12 protein-coding genes and 2 pseudogenes are annotated in these 14,031 nt (G+C 66.4%); 10 read left to right on the forward strand and 4 right to left on the reverse strand.

What is annotated here, in order from left to right; genetic code table 11:
• Positions 1 to 15: 15 nt before the first annotated feature.
• Complete coding sequence (locus IBL26_RS02360; protein WP_187782830.1) at positions 16 to 1,419, forward strand: NAD(P)H-dependent oxidoreductase; 1,404 nt, start codon at positions 16 to 18, stop codon at positions 1,417 to 1,419.
• Here the strand turns inward: IBL26_RS02360 and IBL26_RS02365 are convergent.
• Positions 1,416 to 2,309 carry a LysR family transcriptional regulator gene (locus IBL26_RS02365; protein WP_187782831.1) on the reverse strand — a complete coding sequence of 298 codons (894 nt, stop codon included), beginning with the start codon at positions 2,307 to 2,309 and terminating at the stop codon, positions 1,416 to 1,418. The two genes, IBL26_RS02360 and IBL26_RS02365, sit on opposite strands and share 4 nt — an antisense overlap.
• A 110-nt stretch (positions 2,310 to 2,419) precedes the next feature.
• Here IBL26_RS02365 and IBL26_RS02370 point away from each other — a divergent pair, with 110 nt between their 5' ends.
• Positions 2,420 to 3,511, forward strand: a complete 1,092-nt coding sequence (locus tag IBL26_RS02370) for a 4-oxalomesaconate tautomerase (RefSeq protein WP_187782832.1) — start codon at positions 2,420 to 2,422, stop codon at positions 3,509 to 3,511.
• 23 nt (positions 3,512 to 3,534) lie between these two features.
• The gene (locus IBL26_RS02375) at positions 3,535 to 4,509 is read left to right on the forward strand and encodes a Bug family tripartite tricarboxylate transporter substrate binding protein (protein WP_187782833.1); all 975 of its coding nucleotides are present in this window, start codon (positions 3,535 to 3,537) and stop codon (positions 4,507 to 4,509) included.
• Between the two features lie 49 nt (positions 4,510 to 4,558).
• On the opposite strand, the gene IBL26_RS02380 is transcribed toward IBL26_RS02375, so the two are convergent.
• Both IBL26_RS02380 and IBL26_RS02385 read right to left on the reverse strand, forming a co-directional pair.
• Entirely contained in the window at positions 4,559 to 5,251 is a 693-nt protein-coding gene (locus IBL26_RS02380) for a response regulator transcription factor (protein ID WP_187782834.1), read from the reverse strand.
• 2 nt (positions 5,252 to 5,253) lie between these two features.
• Entirely contained in the window at positions 5,254 to 7,191 is a 1,938-nt protein-coding gene (locus IBL26_RS02385; protein WP_187782835.1) for a sensor histidine kinase, read from the reverse strand.
• Between the two features lie 251 nt (positions 7,192 to 7,442).
• Here IBL26_RS02385 and IBL26_RS02390 point away from each other — a divergent pair, with 251 nt between their 5' ends.
• The 6 genes from IBL26_RS02390 to IBL26_RS02415 all read left to right on the forward strand — a co-directional run bounded on the left by IBL26_RS02390 (position 7,443) and on the right by IBL26_RS02415 (position 13,241).
• The gene (locus IBL26_RS02390; protein WP_187782836.1) at positions 7,443 to 8,282 is read left to right on the forward strand and encodes an alpha/beta fold hydrolase; all 840 of its coding nucleotides are present in this window, start codon (positions 7,443 to 7,445) and stop codon (positions 8,280 to 8,282) included.
• Positions 8,283 to 8,307: 25 nt separating this feature from the next.
• Complete coding sequence (locus tag IBL26_RS02395; RefSeq protein ID WP_187782837.1) at positions 8,308 to 8,961, forward strand: hydrolase; 654 nt, start codon at positions 8,308 to 8,310, stop codon at positions 8,959 to 8,961.
• Positions 8,962 to 8,995: 34 nt separating this feature from the next.
• A complete protein-coding gene (locus IBL26_RS02400; protein ID WP_187782838.1) occupies positions 8,996 to 9,286 on the forward strand; it encodes a DUF1427 family protein in 291 nt (96 codons plus the stop codon).
• Between the two features lie 74 nt (positions 9,287 to 9,360).
• Positions 9,361 to 11,238 carry an amidohydrolase gene (locus IBL26_RS02405; protein ID WP_241748891.1) on the forward strand — a complete coding sequence of 626 codons (1,878 nt, stop codon included), beginning with the start codon at positions 9,361 to 9,363 and terminating at the stop codon, positions 11,236 to 11,238.
• Between the two features lies 1 nt (position 11,239).
• Positions 11,240 to 11,665 carry a DoxX family protein gene (locus IBL26_RS02410; protein WP_367615355.1) on the forward strand — a complete coding sequence of 142 codons (426 nt, stop codon included), beginning with the start codon at positions 11,240 to 11,242 and terminating at the stop codon, positions 11,663 to 11,665.
• Position 11,666: 1 nt separating this feature from the next.
• On the forward strand, positions 11,667 to 13,241 hold the full coding sequence (locus IBL26_RS02415; RefSeq protein WP_187782841.1) for an MFS transporter: 1,575 nt from the start codon (positions 11,667 to 11,669) through the stop codon (positions 13,239 to 13,241).
• A gap of 60 nt (positions 13,242 to 13,301) precedes the next feature.
• On the opposite strand, the pseudogene IBL26_RS02420 reads toward IBL26_RS02415, so the two are convergent.
• A pseudogene (locus tag IBL26_RS02420) lies at positions 13,302 to 13,508 on the reverse strand (IS5/IS1182 family transposase); the annotation flags it as partial.
• A 205-nt stretch (positions 13,509 to 13,713) separates the two neighbouring features.
• Here IBL26_RS02420 and IBL26_RS02425 point away from each other — a divergent pair.
• Positions 13,714 to 13,954 (forward strand): annotated as a pseudogene (locus IBL26_RS02425) (transposase); the annotation flags it as partial.
• Between the last annotated feature and the right edge of the window lie 77 nt (positions 13,955 to 14,031).

The raw sequence follows: 14,031 nt of genomic DNA on the forward strand, positions 1-14,031 counted from the left end.
AAGCGGAGCTCTGACATGAACTACGATATCCTGTTCCGCGACCTGGGCGACCGCCGCTTCCTTGTCGGCCTGGCCGGCGCCAAGGGCGGCTTCAGCCGTACCTTCCTGTCCCAGCTTCGCGCCGTGCCCAACCTGCAGGTCGCGGCGCTGTGCGACCTGGATGCGGAAGGCGTGGTGGCCCTCCTGGCGGAACTTGGCTACCCGGCGCAAGCGGCCGTGCTGTGCGAGGATGCGCAAACCGCGCAGCGCGCCATCGCATCCGGATCGATCGCGGTGGTGCGGGACCACGCGCTGCTGGCCGGCCTGCCATTATCCATCGTCGTGGAAGCCACCGGGCAACCTGAGATCGCCGCCAGCATCGCGCTCAACGCGCTGGAGCGTGGCGTGCACGTCGCGATGGTGACGAAGGAGGCGGACTCGGTTGTCGGGCCGCATCTCAACCAGGTCGCGTTGCAGAACGGCCTCGTCTATACCACGGTGGATGGTGACCAGCCGGCAAACCTGATTGGGCTGGTCAGCTGGGCGCGCCTGCTTGGTTTCGAGATTATCGCCGCCGGCAAGTCCAGCGAGTACGACTTCGTCTTCGACCACGGAACCGGCCAGGTCACCTATACCGACCAGCAATGCCATGCGCCCGGTCTCGCTGGCCTTTGGGTCATGGGCGAGAATGTTTCACAGGCCCTGGCCGACCGCTCGAAGGCGTTGGCCGCGCTACCGCAAAGCGCGACGCCCGATTATTGCGAGATGAACGTGGTCGCCAACTCCACCGGCCTGATCCCGTCGCGCGATGAGCTCAACTACCCGGTCTGCCGCATCTCGGAACTCGCCGACATCTTCATCCCGCGAGAGGATGGCGGCGTCCTCGACCGGAGCGGCGTCATCGACGTCTTCAACTGCCTACGGCGGCCGGAAGAGGTCAGCTTCGGCGGCGGCGTCTTCGTCATCGTGCGCTGCGGCGACAAGGTTGTGTGGGAATTGCTGCGCGGCAAGGGCCATGTTGTCAGCCGGAATGGACGTTATGCCTGCATCTTCCTGCCATATCACCTGATGGGGCTGGAAACCCCCCTCTCCCTGCTCTCCGCCGTCGCCCATGGGCATGCTTCGGGCAGCGACCGGCAACAGGTCCACGCCGTCATGGTCGCGCGCGCCGATCGCGACTTCCGTGCCGGCGAGTTGCTGGAAATGGGCGGGCACCACCATGTGATGACCGATTGCACTGCGCTTCTGCTGCCGGCTGAGCAGGCCGAAGGGCTGTCGCCATTCTACCTGGCCGCCAACAAGCGCCTGCTGGCGGATGTTCGCAAGGGCGACATCATCCGCGAAAGCGTGGTGGACCTCGAAGGTTCGGTCCTGCAGCAGATCCGTCAATCGGTGCTGGTGCCTGGTGGCACAGCGACCAGGGCGGTTCCCGTCCTCTAGCCGCTGACCATCTGCTCCTCGAGCAATTCCAGCAATGTACGTGCCGCGGGGCCGGGCGATGACCCTCTCCGCAGCACGACGCCTGTGGCCCGTTCGATCCTTGGATGACCAAGGGTCTTGGCGACGAGGATGGGATGTGGCTCTCGCGGCAGGGCGAGGCGTGGGACGACGGCGACGCCCAATCCGGCCTCCACCAACCCCAGGCTGGTCGAGAGATGCTCCGCCTCGTAATGCCAGTTCGGGCGTATGCCGAGCGGTAGCAGGGCGCGGTCCAGGATCAGGCGGTTTCCCGAGCGGCGGGAGACACCAACAAGCCTTTCCTGAATCAGGTCATCCCATTTGATCTCCTTCTGCTTCGCCAGCGGATGGTCGCGCCGGCAGGCGAGGACGAAGGGATCGCGGCGCAGCGGCCGGAACTCCACATCGGGGTGCCCCGCCCCCTCCATGCCCACGCCGAATTCCACTCCCCCGCTGGCGACGGCATCAATCACGCCCTCCGCCGCCAAATCCATGACGCGAACCCGCACGGCGGGAAAGCGCCGCGCGAAATCCGCCAGGGTAGCAGGCAGGAAGTAGTAAGCGGCGGTCGGGATGCAGGCGATGGTGACCAGGCCACGCCGGTGCGCCGCCGTTTCCCGGATGCCCAGCAGGCTCTCCTCCAACTCATCCAACAAGCGGCGGGCGCGCGGCAGGAACTCACGCCCCGTCTGCGTCAGGGAGACGCGGCGCGTGGAGCGTGCCAGCAACTCCACACCCAGTTCCTCCTCCAGCGAGCTGAGGCGTCGCGATATCGCTGGTAGCGAAAGGTGCAGGGTATCCATGGCCCGCGTCAGGCTTTCGGCTTCCGCCACGGCCACGAAGGTTCGGAGTTGGTCGAGGTCGATTGCCATGCGGGCTGCCACTCTTGCGCGTCAGGCAAGTATTGTGTCGATCTTTGCACTTCATTGACAAGCGGTTTAGACGCATTGCTTGGGCAACGAAATCCAGTGTGGAAACGCCCATGTCGATCCGCCTTCCCTGCGTGCTGATGCGCGGCGGCACAAGCCGTGGTCCCTTCTTCCTGGCCGCTCACCTCCCGGCCGACCCGGCGCAGCGGGATATCATGCTGCTGGCAGCACTTGGTTCGCCGCACCCTTTGCAGATCGATGGCATTGGCGGCGGCAGCAGCGTGACCAGCAAGGTGGCGATCGTCGGCCCGGCCGTGGACAGCCAGGCGGACGTCGAATACCTGTTTGCCCAGGTCTCGGTTGAGCAGGGCAGAGTCGATACCAAACCCAATTGCGGCAACATGCTCGCTGGCGTTGGCCCGTTTGCCATTGAGGCCGGCCTTGTCACGCCGACACATCCGGAAACCGTCGTTCGCATCCGCAACGTCAATACCGGCGCGCTCGTCGATGCTGTCGTGCAGACGCCGTTTGGCGCGGTCACTTATGATGGCGATGCGGAAATCCCGGGTGTCCAGGGTGGGGCGGCACCGATTGCCCTGCGCTTCCGCGATGTCGGTGGCAGCAAGACAGGCCAGATGTTCCCTACCGGACTTCGGCAGGAGCAGATTGACGGCGTACCGGTCACGCTGATCGATGGCGCCATGCCGATGATGCTGGTATCCGCTGCATCCCTCGGCACCGATGCGGACCTGCCGGTCGGAGCGCTGGAGGCGGACGCGGCCCTGCTCGCCCGGATCGAACGCCTGCGCCAGGTCGCTGGCCGCCGGATGGGCCTGGGCGATGTGTCGGAAAGCGTCATTCCGAAGCCGGCGTTGCTCGGCCCTGCCCGGCACCAGGGCCAGACGCTGACGGCACGCTACCTGACGCCGCATTCCGTACACCGCTCCATGGCCGTGACCGGCGGCATCACCTTGGCCATCGCGGCACGCACTCCAGGGACTGTGGCCTTCGAACTGGCATCAACCGGGGAGGGCGGCGCCGTGATCGCGCACCCCGCAGGAACGTTGCAGATCGGCCTGAAGATTGAGGACAGTGTCGTCCACTGGGCAAGCGTACTGCGGACGGCGCGGCGAATTTTCGAAGGTCATCTTTTCCTGCCGGGAAGGACCCTGCAGACGGCTTCGTCGCAACTGGCTGCTGAATAATTAAGAAACAAGGAAACGCCACCATGAACCGTCGCAACATTCTTCAAGCTGCCCTGGCCCTGCCCTTCGCCGCACCGGTGGTGGCGCGTGCGCAGGACACCTGGCCCAGCCGTCCGGTCCGATTGCTGGTGGCCTATGCCCCAGGCGGCGGCACGGACAACGTGGCACGGGTGGTCGCTGCCCGGCTGCAGGCCGTGCTAGGCCAGGCGGTCGTGGTGGAGAACAAGCCCGGCGCCGGGGGCAATCTGGCCACCGACCAGGTCGCCAGCGCCAAGCCGGATGGCTACACCCTGCTGGTCGGCAACCAGGGGCCCATGACGGTCAATCAATCGCTGTTCCCGAACATGCGCTTTGACCCGATCACCACGCTGGAGCCCGTGGCACTGCTGGCGGACGCGCCGCTCGTGGCCGTCGCTGGTCCGGCGAGCAAGGCCCGCGACCTGCGCGGCCTGCTTGCGGAAGCCAAGGCGGCGAACGGCGCCTTCTCCTACGCCTCCGCCTCCAACGGTTCCGCCAGCCATCTGGCCGCAGCACTGATGTTCCAGATGGCGGGGGTTGAGGCACAGCACTTGCCGTTCCGCGGCGCCGGGCCGGCGTTGAACGACGTCGTGGCCGGCCACATCCCCTTCATGATCACGACGCTCCCTTCCGTCGTCGGTTTGCTGCAGGGCGAGCTGGTCCGCGCGCTGGCCGTAACCGGAGAGAACCGCCTGGCCGCCCTGTCCTCGGTACCGACCGTCGCCGAGGCCGCGTTGCCTGGCTACCGCTCCTCCGCCTGGTACGGCGTGCTGGCGCCCAAGGGTGTGCCGCAGCCGGTGCTGGCGCGTCTGGAAAGCGCGATCGCCGACAGCCTGACGACGGAGGAGGTGGCAAAGCGCCTGCGGGAAGAAGGCGCCGAGCCTTCCCGCATGGGCGGCGCCTCCTTCGGGACGTTCATGCGGGAGGAGCGGACACGCTGGGCTCAGGTGGTGCGCGAGGCGGATATCAAGGTCGAATAGGCTGCCACGCCGGGGCGGCCAATCCAGGCCGCCCTGCTTCCTGCGGTCCTCAGGGTTCGTAGGAAGGCTCGGCTTCACTGTCAGCCACCGGCGCGAGCCGGCCCGCCACCACCTCTGCCATCCGGACCAGGTCCGGCAGCGATCGTGCCGCCATCTTCTGCATGATGCGCCCGCGATGCACTTTGATGGTGATCTCGCTCAGATCCAATGCCGCCGCGACCTGCTTGTTCATGTGCCCGGACGTGACGTAGCGCATCACCTCCCTTTCCCGTGGCGTCAGCGTCTCGAAGCGCAGCCAGATGGCCGCTGAGGCTCGTTCCGTCTGGCGCTGCTTGCGGTCCCGCTCCAGGGCGGCTGCAACGGCTTCCAGCATCGCGGCTTCTTCGAACGGCTTCGGCAGGAAGTCGATGGCGCCGCCCTTCATGGCCTGCACGGTCATGGGCACGTCGCCAAAGCCCGTCATGAAGATCAGCGGGATCTTCTGGCCGATGCTCAACAGATATTGCTGGAACGCCAGCCCATCCATGCCTGGCATCCGGATATCCAGGACCAGGCAACTGGCCTGATCCATGACCTTCTCACGCGCCACGTCGTCGACGGAAGCAAAAGCCACGGCGCGCAACCCGACCGAGCGGAACAGGCTGATCAGTGATTCCCGCACTGACAGATCGTCATCCAGTACGATGACCAAAGGTAGCGCCGCGCTGATGAGGTCGTCGGCCGGGCGGCGTTGCTGCGGCACGGTCAGTGGCTCTTGCAGGCAGGCAGGGTGAACTGAATCAATGCCCCGCCCACCGCAGGCCGCGACGCCCAGATCCGGCCGCCATGGGCCTCGACGGTGGAGCGGCAGACAGCCAGTCCCATGCCCATACCATTCGCCTTGGTCGTGAAGAAAGCATCGAATAGCCGCTTCGTGTCCTTCTCGGCAAATCCGATACCGTGATCCCGGACGCTGAAGAGGATCACCTCCCCACTCTCCGCCAGATCCGCCTTCAGGGTCAGATCACGGCGGCCGGACTCCATGTCCGCGAGGGACTGCACGCCGTTGATCAACAGATTGACGATGACATGCTCGATCTGCAGCCGGTCAGCTTCGATCAGCGGAAGATCCGGATTCATGTCGATCGTCAGCGTGATGTCGTGATTCTGGAATTCCCGCTGTAACAACAGCACCGCCTCGTCCACCAGATCGCGCGGCGCGACGATATCCCGCCGTGGTACCGACTTGCTGACGAAGGCGCGGATCCGCGCCACAACATCGCCGGCTCGCTTGCCGTCGCGGATCGTGCGTTCCATCGCCTGGGTCGCCTCGCCCAGGTCTGGTGCCTCCCGCCGCAGCCAGCGCAATGCTGCCGCGCCATTCGCGACGATGGCTGCGATAGGCTGGCTGACCTCGTGCGCGATGGAGGCGGTCAGTTCCCCCAGCGTCGCCACGCGTGTGGCGTGCGCCAGGTTCTCCCGGGTTCGTTGCAAATCATGTTCTGCCCTGCGGCGCTCGGTGATGTCCATGATCGTCACCAGCACCCGGCTTTCTCCCGCGGGCGGAAAGGTGACGGACATCAGGATGGACAGCTTCTCCCCACGCCGGGTGGAGACCACCGTCTCGGACTTGCAGCCTGGCTTTCCCTCGGCCAACGCCGCCAGCAGGTTGGCGAAGGAACCCGACGTCCCCGGCAGGAAGACCGGCTCCAACGGGCCCAGCAGTTCATGCTTGCTCTCGGCCTGGAACATCTGGACGGCCGTCTCATTGACGTCCAGGACGCGCACGAGGGTCACGGCCTGCCTCACGAAGTCAGGGTTCTCGGCGAAGTAGCGGTTGAAGTCGGTCACGCCCTGCTGCCGCAGCTCCTCGAGCAGTGGCTGTACGTCGGAGTAATCCTCGTCCCAGATCGCCACACCGGCGGATTGGAAGATGGAACGGTAGCGTGCCTCGCTCCGGCGCAGCTCGGCCACGGCCTGCTGCTGCAAGGTAATGTCCGTGTTGGTTTCCAGAATGGCGCTCGGGGCACCGTGCGGGCCGGTCTGCAAGGCCCAGCGGCTGGAGACGATGACGGGCTGGCCGCCACGGGTCCGATGCAGCACCTCGCCTTCCCAGTGCCCCTCGCGCAGGACTTGCGCCTGCACGGGCTGGAAGCCCCCCGGCCGCTCGGGGGCCAGCAGGGTCTGCACCGGCCTGCCCAAGGCCTCCTCGGCCGACCAGCCGTAGAGCGCCTCGGCCCCGCGGGTCCAGGATGTCACGATGTCCTGGGTATCGCGGACGAAGATGGCATCATGGGTCAGGTTCAGCAGTTCCGCCTGTTCCCGCTGCGTCTGCGTCGCTGCCTGGTTCCGTAGGGTCAGCAGGGTGATGACGCCGATGGCGGCGCAGCTGACCGCCCAGCGCAGGAAGGGGTCGCGCGGCGGTGACAGGCCCTGGGACGCCAGGTAGCTGACCGTCGTCAGGCCGATGCAGCACAGCCCGGTGACGATGACGCCGCGCCGCAGATAGGTTCCGGCCGCCAGGATCAGCACGATGGCGTAAAGCCCGGCGACCGCACTGCCCAGGGGAAGCTCGGTATCAGCCGCGAAGATCAGCGCGGCGATCAGGACGATGCCGATCCTGGGAAACTGCTTGTTGCCGGAATGGCGCCGCCATGGCCGGCCGAAAGCCCCCTCAGTCCCCTGCGCCACGCTGGCATTCATCCTGTCACTTCCTTCTGCCCAGCTGGGCCTGAGCAATAGACGGTTGATAATGCCGGGAAAAGTGTCTCCGGGGGAAATAGAGAAGCATCATCCCGGCCGCCGCCGCCATCCTGACCTAGCCTTTGGTATAATATCCCACTTCTGCCGCCTGTCGTACCAACGCCAGACCTTTGGGGCCCGGCGCCACGACTGCCCGGTCATAGCCGGCATCGCGCCGTGTTCCGGTGGTTGGATGCAGGAACGGACGACCTATGCCCTCGATCACCGTGAAGGACGGCACCGCCCTGTACTACAAGGATTGGGGCACGGGCGCGCCGATCGTCTTCAGCCACGGCTGGCCGCTGAATGCCGATGCGTGGGAAGCCCAGATGGTCTTCCTCGCCGCCCATGGCTATCGCTGCATCGCCCATGACCGCCGCGGGCACGGGCGCTCGGACCAGCCCTGGTCCGGCAACGACATGGATACCTATGCGGACGACCTGGCGGCGCTGATCGAGGCGCTGGCTTTGGAAGGCGCTATGCTGGTCGGCCACTCCACCGGGGGTGGCGAGGTCGCGCGCTATATCGGCCGCCATGGCACCGGGCGCGTCGCCAGCGCGGTGCTGGTCGGGGCCGTACCGCCGAAGATGCTGCGAACCCCTACCAACCCGGACGGGCTGCCGATCGAGGTATTCGACAGCATGCGTGCCGGCGTCGCCGCCAATCGCTCCCAGGTGTTCCAGGATATCACGACACCGTTCTTCGGCGCCAACCGGCCTGGGGCTGAGATCAGCCAGGCCACGCGGGATGCCTTCTGGTTTCAGGGCATGCAGGCAGGGCTGAAAGGCGTGCTTGATTGCATCGCCGCCTTCTCCGAAACCGACTTTACCGCGGACCTGAAGCGGTTCGACATTCCGACCTTGGTCATCCATGGCGCGGACGACCAGATCGTGCCGGTCGACCTGACGGCGCGCCGGACCGCCGCACTGATCCCCGGCGCCGTGCTGCGGATCTATCCCGGCGGCGCCCATGGCCTGGCCGACACCAGCCGCGACCAGCTGAACGCCGATCTCCTGGCCTTCGCCCGTGGCGACCTCTCCAGTTTCACCTGAATCCGACATAGAAGGACTTCGCCTCATGGCCATCACCGCCACCCCGACGCCCGGCAAGCTGCTGCTGAACCCGCATGACCACGTGCTGGTCATGATCGACTTCCAGTCCCAGATGGCCTTCGCCACCAAGTCGATCGACGCCATCACGCTGCGCAACAACGCCGCGCTGGTGGCCCGCGCCGCGGCTGGCTTCGGCGCCTCGGCCATCCTGACCACGGTGGCGGAGAAGTCCTTCTCGGGCCCGATGTTCAGCGAGATCACCGACGCTTTTCCCGGCCAGAAGCTGCTCGACCGCACCTCCATGAACACCTGGGAGGATGCCGCCGTGATCGATGAGGTCAACAGGATCGGCAAGGGGCGTATCGTGCTGTCCGGGCTGTGGACCTCGGTTTGCATCGTCGGCCCGGCGTTGTCCGCCATCGACCAGGGCTTCGAGGTCTATGTCATCGCCGATGCTTGCGGCGATGTCTCGGACGAGGCGCATGAGCGCGCGATGGAGCGGATGATCCAGGCCGGCGCGCGCCCCATGACGTCGCTGCAATACCTGCTGGAACTGCAGCGCGACTGGGCGCGGACCGAGACCTACGAGATGACCACCGGCATCGCCAAGACCTATGGCGGCAGCTACGGCCTTGGCGTCACCTACGCCAAGACCATGTTCGGCGCCCACGAAGGCTGAAGCCGCACCAACAGCCGCTTTGCGGGAGCAACCGATGAAGGTCTACGTGCTGTCCCTGGCGGCCGGCCTGCTGGTCGGCGTCATCTATGGCCTTCTCAATGTGCGATCACCGGCCCCGCCGGTGATCGCGCTGGTCGGCCTGCTCGGCATTCTGCTGGGCGAGCAGATCGTGCCCGTAGCCAAGCGGCTGCTGGCGGGGCCCGCCCCTGCCCTGTCCGAGGTCCGGCAGGGCTGCGCCACACATGTCTTCGGAATGTTGCCGGGGCGTGGCCATGGGGCGGCCACTCCTCCTCCGCCGGCAAAGCCCCCCGAAAGGTCGGCCTGATGCCCGTCACCCGCCGCGCCGCTACACGGGGGATCGGCGCCCTCAGCATTGCCCTTTCCGCAGGAGGCTCCGCCATGAGCGCGACCAACCCACCCGACATGATTCTGCATAACGGCCGGATCACCACGCTGGACCGGAGCAACCCGGCACCGCAGGCCGTAGCCATCACCGCAGGCCGCTTCTCGGCCGTTGGCGATTCCGCCGAGATCCTGCCCACCGCCGGGCCGCGCACGCGGGTGATCGACCTCGGCGGCAAGCGGCTGATTCCCGGCCTGATCGACAACCACCTGCACATCATTCGCGGTGGCCTGAACTTCAACATGGAATTGCGCTGGGACGGCGTCCGTAGCCTGGCCGATGCCATGGCGATGCTGAAGCGCCAGGCCGCCAACACGCCGCCGCCGCAATGGGTCCGTGTCGTCGGCGGCTTCACCGAGCATCAGTTCGTCGAGAAGCGGCTGCCGACGCTGGAGGAAATCAATGCGGCGGCGCCGGATACACCCGTCTTCCTGCTGCATCTCTACGACCGCGCGTTGCTGAACGGTGCGGCGCTGCGTGCCGTCGGCTACACGAAGGACACGCCCAACCCGCCGGGGGGCGAGATCCAGCGCGACGCGCAGGGTAACCCCACCGGCCTGCTGTTGGCGCGGCCCAACGCGACCATTCTCTACGCTACGCTCGGCAAGGGGCCGAAGCTGCCCTTCGATTACCAGCTCAACTCCACCCGCCACTTCATGCGGGACCTGAACCGGCTCGGCGTCACCGGCGCCATCGATGCCGGCGGCGGCTCGCAGAACTATCCGGACGACTACGCGGTGGTGGAGAAGCTGGCGGCAGATGGGGAACTGACGATCCGCATCGCCTACAACCTGTTCACGCAGAAGCCGAAGGAGGAGAAGGACGACTTCCTCCGCTGGACGCAGTCGAACAAATACCAGCAGGGCGATGACTACTTCCGGCTGAACGGCGCCGGCGAGATGCTGGTCTACTCCGCCGCCGATTTCGAGGATTTCCGCGTCGAGCGGCCGGAGATGCCGCCGGAGATGGAGCCGGAGCTGGAAGCAGTGGTCCGCCTGCTGGCGCAGAACCGCTGGCCCTGGCGGCTGCACGCGACCTACAACGAAACCATCGGCCGTTCGCTGGATGTCTTTGAGAAGGTCAACCAGGACATCCCGCTGGAGGGGCTGAACTGGATCTTCGACCACGCCGAGACGGTCAGCGACCATAACCTGGAGCGGATCGCCCGCCTGGGTGGCGGCGTCGCCGTGCAGCACCGCATGGCCTTCCAGGGCGAATATTTCGTCGAGCGCTACGGCTTGAAAGCCGCAGAGCGCACGCCGCCTGTCGCCCGCATGCTGGAGATGGGGGTCAAGGTCTCGGCCGGCACCGATGCCACCCGGGTGGCTTCCTACAACCCGTGGGTCGCTCTCTACTGGCTGGTCACCGGCAAGACGCTCGGCGGCCTGCGCATCACGCCGGAGCACAACACGCTGGACCGCGATACCGCGCTGCGGATGCTGACCGAGAAGGTGACCTGGTTCTCCAATGAGGAAGGCAAGAAAGGACGCATCGAGACCGGCCAGCTGGCCGACCTGGCCGTGCTGGACCGTGACTACTTCGACGTGCCGGGCGACGAGATCCAGGACATCACCGCCGTCCTGACAGTGGTTGGCGGCAAGGTGGTGCATGGGGCCGGCGAGTTTGGCTCCCTCGCGCCGCCCCTGCCGCCGGCCATGCCGGATTGGTCGCCTGTACGCACCTTCGGCGGCTACCAGGACAGGCGCGCCGCCAGCAACGGCAAGCCGGGCACCTTCGCAAAGCTGGCACGGTGCTGCGAGAGCGCCTGCGGCGTGCATGGCCACGACCATGCCCGCGCCTGGGCCGCCAGCACGCCAGCGGGGAATGACCGTGGCTTCTGGGGTGCGCTCGGCTGCGCCTGCTGGGCCTTCTGACGTGGAGGGGCAGCAACAGGACAGCACGACGTGGCGCTGGCTCCAGTTCCTGGGCCTCCTCGGGCTTTGCGCGGCCTATCTGCAGGGTGGGTTGAACAAGCTGGTGGATTTCCCGGGCGCGGTGGCGGAGGCCGCGCATTTCGGCCTGCCCTTCCCGCCCGTGACCGCGGCGGCGACCATCCTGGTCGAACTGGCGGCATCCGGCCTGATCCTGTCCGGCCGCCTGCGCTGGCTCGGGGCGCTTGTGCTCTGCGCCTTCACCCTGGCGGCCACTATCATTGCCAACCGGTACTGGGACCTGCCCAACGGCCAGGAACGCTTCATGACCGCCAATTCCTTCTACGAACACCTGGGCCTCGCCGGCGCCTTCCTGCTGGTGGCACTCTGGGACCGGCGGGACGCCACGACGCGGATGGGACGGCACTAAGATGGCCGCATCCGCCTTCGCGCCCTTCCGATCCCGCGCCTTCACCGTGCTCTGGGTGGCCACCGTCATCGGCAATACCGGCGGCTGGGTGCGGGACACCGCCTCCGCCTGGCTGATGACCGAGCTGGCGCCCACCCCCGTCATGGTGGCGCTAGTGCAGGCGGCCGCCACCTTGCCGATCTTTCTGCTTTCGCTACCTGCCGGGGCGTTGTCCGACATTCTGGACCGTCGGCGGTTGATGATTGGTATTCAGGTGGGGCTATGCTGCACCAGCCTGACACTCGCCGTGCTAAGCGGGCTGGGGATTATTGGTTCCGGCGCCCTGCTGCTGCTGACGCTGTGCGCCGGTATCGGCAACGCGCTGGCGGGGCCGGTGTGGCAATCCGTCGTGCCGGAACTGGTGCCGCGCACCGAGCTGAAGCCGGCCGTGGCACTGAACAGCCTGGGCATCAACATCAGCCGCGCCATCGGACCCGCCGTGGCGGCGCTGATCATCATCATGGCCGGCGTGCCCGCGGCGTATCTGCTCGACGTCGTCAGCTACGTCGTCATTGTCTGTGCCTTGCTGTGGTGGAAGCCGGCCAATAACCGCGCGGCGATCCCGGAGCAGTTCGGCGGCGCCATGCGCGCGGGACTACGCCACGCGCTCGGCAGCAAACCGCTGCGGCGGGTGTTGCTGCGTGCGGCGCTGTTCTTCGTTCCAGCCAGTTGCTGCTGGGCGCTGCTGCCCTTGGTGGCACGGACGCAGTTGCAGGGCGGAGCGGCGGATTACGGCATCATGCTGGCCGCGGTCGGCGTCGGGGCTATCGGCGGCGCGCTGCTGATGCCGATGCTGCGGCAGCGCCTCTCCCCGGAAGCCGTGGCGCTTTTGGCCAGCCTGCTGCTGGGCGCGATGACGGCGGCACTGGCTGTTGCCGGATCCGTCCCCGTAGCTTGCGTGCTGCTGGCGCTGGTCGGCGCCGCCTGGATTACCCAGCTCAGCACTCTCAATGCCATCGCCCAAGGTGTGCTGCCCAACTGGGTACGCGGACGCGGCCTGGCCATCTACCTGACAGTATTCTACGGCAGCATGACCGGCGGCAGCCTGCTGTGGGGCCGCTTGGCGGGTGGAACCTCGATCGCGACGACGCTGCTGGTCGCCGGCACCGCCTGCGCAGTCCTGGCCGTGCTGGCGCGGCTGATGCCACTACCGGCGGGCGAGGATGACCTGACGCCGTCGCACCACTGGCCTGCCCCCGCCTTGGCGGAGGGCCTGGCCGCGACCGGTGGGCCAGTGATGGTCACGGTCGAGTACCGGGTGCCGGTGGCGCAGCAGCCTGGCTTTGCGCAGGCAGCAGCGGAACTTGGCATCAGCCGGCGTCGCGACGGTGCCTTCGCCTGGGGTTTGATGTACGATGCAACAGACCCCGAGCAGGTTGTCGAGTGGTTTCTGCTGAGTTCGTGGGAGGAGCACCTGCGGCAGCATGAACGGGTCTCGGTGACGGACAAGGCCGTGCAGGCACAGGTCCAGGCTTTCCACACAGGCGGCAAGCCAGTGGTGCGGCATCTGTTAACACTGGCGCCTGCGGCGCCATAAAATGGACCAGGGGCGGCGACTGGCTGCCCCTGGCCGCTACCCGCGTGGAGGCTGTTGTTATCAGGCTGCGGTCAGTGAAGCGGCTTGCTTGAGCATGAGGCAGGCGAAGGCAACGAGGGGCAGATCGGCTGGAGCGCTGGCGTAGCGTTCGTAGTCTTTCACCAAGCGTCAGAAGCGCGTTGCCCGGGCAAACGATCGCTAGACCATCCAGCGCCCTGGTAGCAGCACGAAGCCGCACTTGGCCTCAGACAGCTTCACCACTTCCAAGCGGCAGCGCTGGACTGGGCTTTCGGACGCCAACCCACGGAGCCTTTAGATCATTAGACAGCGCTTCGAGGTAGCCTGCTACCGGCTTAGGAGGTGTGGACTCTAGGGAGTTCTGAACTGAGCTTCCTACGATTCAAGGCTGCCTTTCGGAGGTAACCTTGGTGTGTTGGACCGACTGGTGTTGAGCAACGCGGCCTAGGATCGGATAGCCCCGCTCCTCATCGGCGGCCTGACTAGAAGGGCTCGACCAGCCGCGACAACCGGATGTTCGTCGAGGGCGTACGGGCTCCCCCTGGCGCGATCTGCCGGACGGTCTTCAGCGACTGGAACAGCGTGTCCCGTCGCTTCAGCCGCTGGAGCCAGAAGGAGGTCTGGCGGCGCATCTTCGAGCAGTGCCGGACGATCCTGACTTCGAGTACCTGATCGTCGACTGCACCATCATCCGCAGGATGCGGATGGATTGGAGTATGGGTGGGGCATTGCGTTTACGGTGAACCGAGCGGCGTCGCAGTACGCGGATTTG

The sequence above is a fragment of the Teichococcus aerophilus genome, from assembly GCF_014490485.1.
In the GTDB taxonomy this organism is placed as follows: domain Bacteria; phylum Pseudomonadota; class Alphaproteobacteria; order Acetobacterales; family Acetobacteraceae; genus Pseudoroseomonas; species Pseudoroseomonas aerophila.

Excerpts from the sequence above, each read along its gene's own strand:
- IBL26_RS02385 (WP_187782835.1), bottom strand. The coding sequence starts at position 7,191 with ATGAATGCCAGCGTGGCGCAGGGGACTGAGGGGGCTTTCGGCCGGCCA.
- IBL26_RS02390 (WP_187782836.1), top strand. The coding sequence starts at position 7,443 with ATGCCCTCGATCACCGTGAAGGACGGCACCGCCCTGTACTACAAGGAT.
- IBL26_RS02415 (WP_187782841.1), top strand. The coding sequence starts at position 11,667 with ATGGCCGCATCCGCCTTCGCGCCCTTCCGATCCCGCGCCTTCACCGTG.
- IBL26_RS02365 (WP_187782831.1), bottom strand. The coding sequence starts at position 2,309 with ATGGCAATCGACCTCGACCAACTCCGAACCTTCGTGGCCGTGGCGGAA.
- IBL26_RS02400 (WP_187782838.1), top strand. The coding sequence starts at position 8,996 with ATGAAGGTCTACGTGCTGTCCCTGGCGGCCGGCCTGCTGGTCGGCGTC.
- IBL26_RS02375 (WP_187782833.1), top strand. The coding sequence starts at position 3,535 with ATGAACCGTCGCAACATTCTTCAAGCTGCCCTGGCCCTGCCCTTCGCC.
- IBL26_RS02370 (WP_187782832.1), top strand. The coding sequence starts at position 2,420 with ATGTCGATCCGCCTTCCCTGCGTGCTGATGCGCGGCGGCACAAGCCGT.
- IBL26_RS02360 (WP_187782830.1), top strand. The coding sequence starts at position 16 with ATGAACTACGATATCCTGTTCCGCGACCTGGGCGACCGCCGCTTCCTT.
- IBL26_RS02395 (WP_187782837.1), top strand. The coding sequence starts at position 8,308 with ATGGCCATCACCGCCACCCCGACGCCCGGCAAGCTGCTGCTGAACCCG.
- IBL26_RS02405 (WP_241748891.1), top strand. The coding sequence starts at position 9,361 with ATGAGCGCGACCAACCCACCCGACATGATTCTGCATAACGGCCGGATC.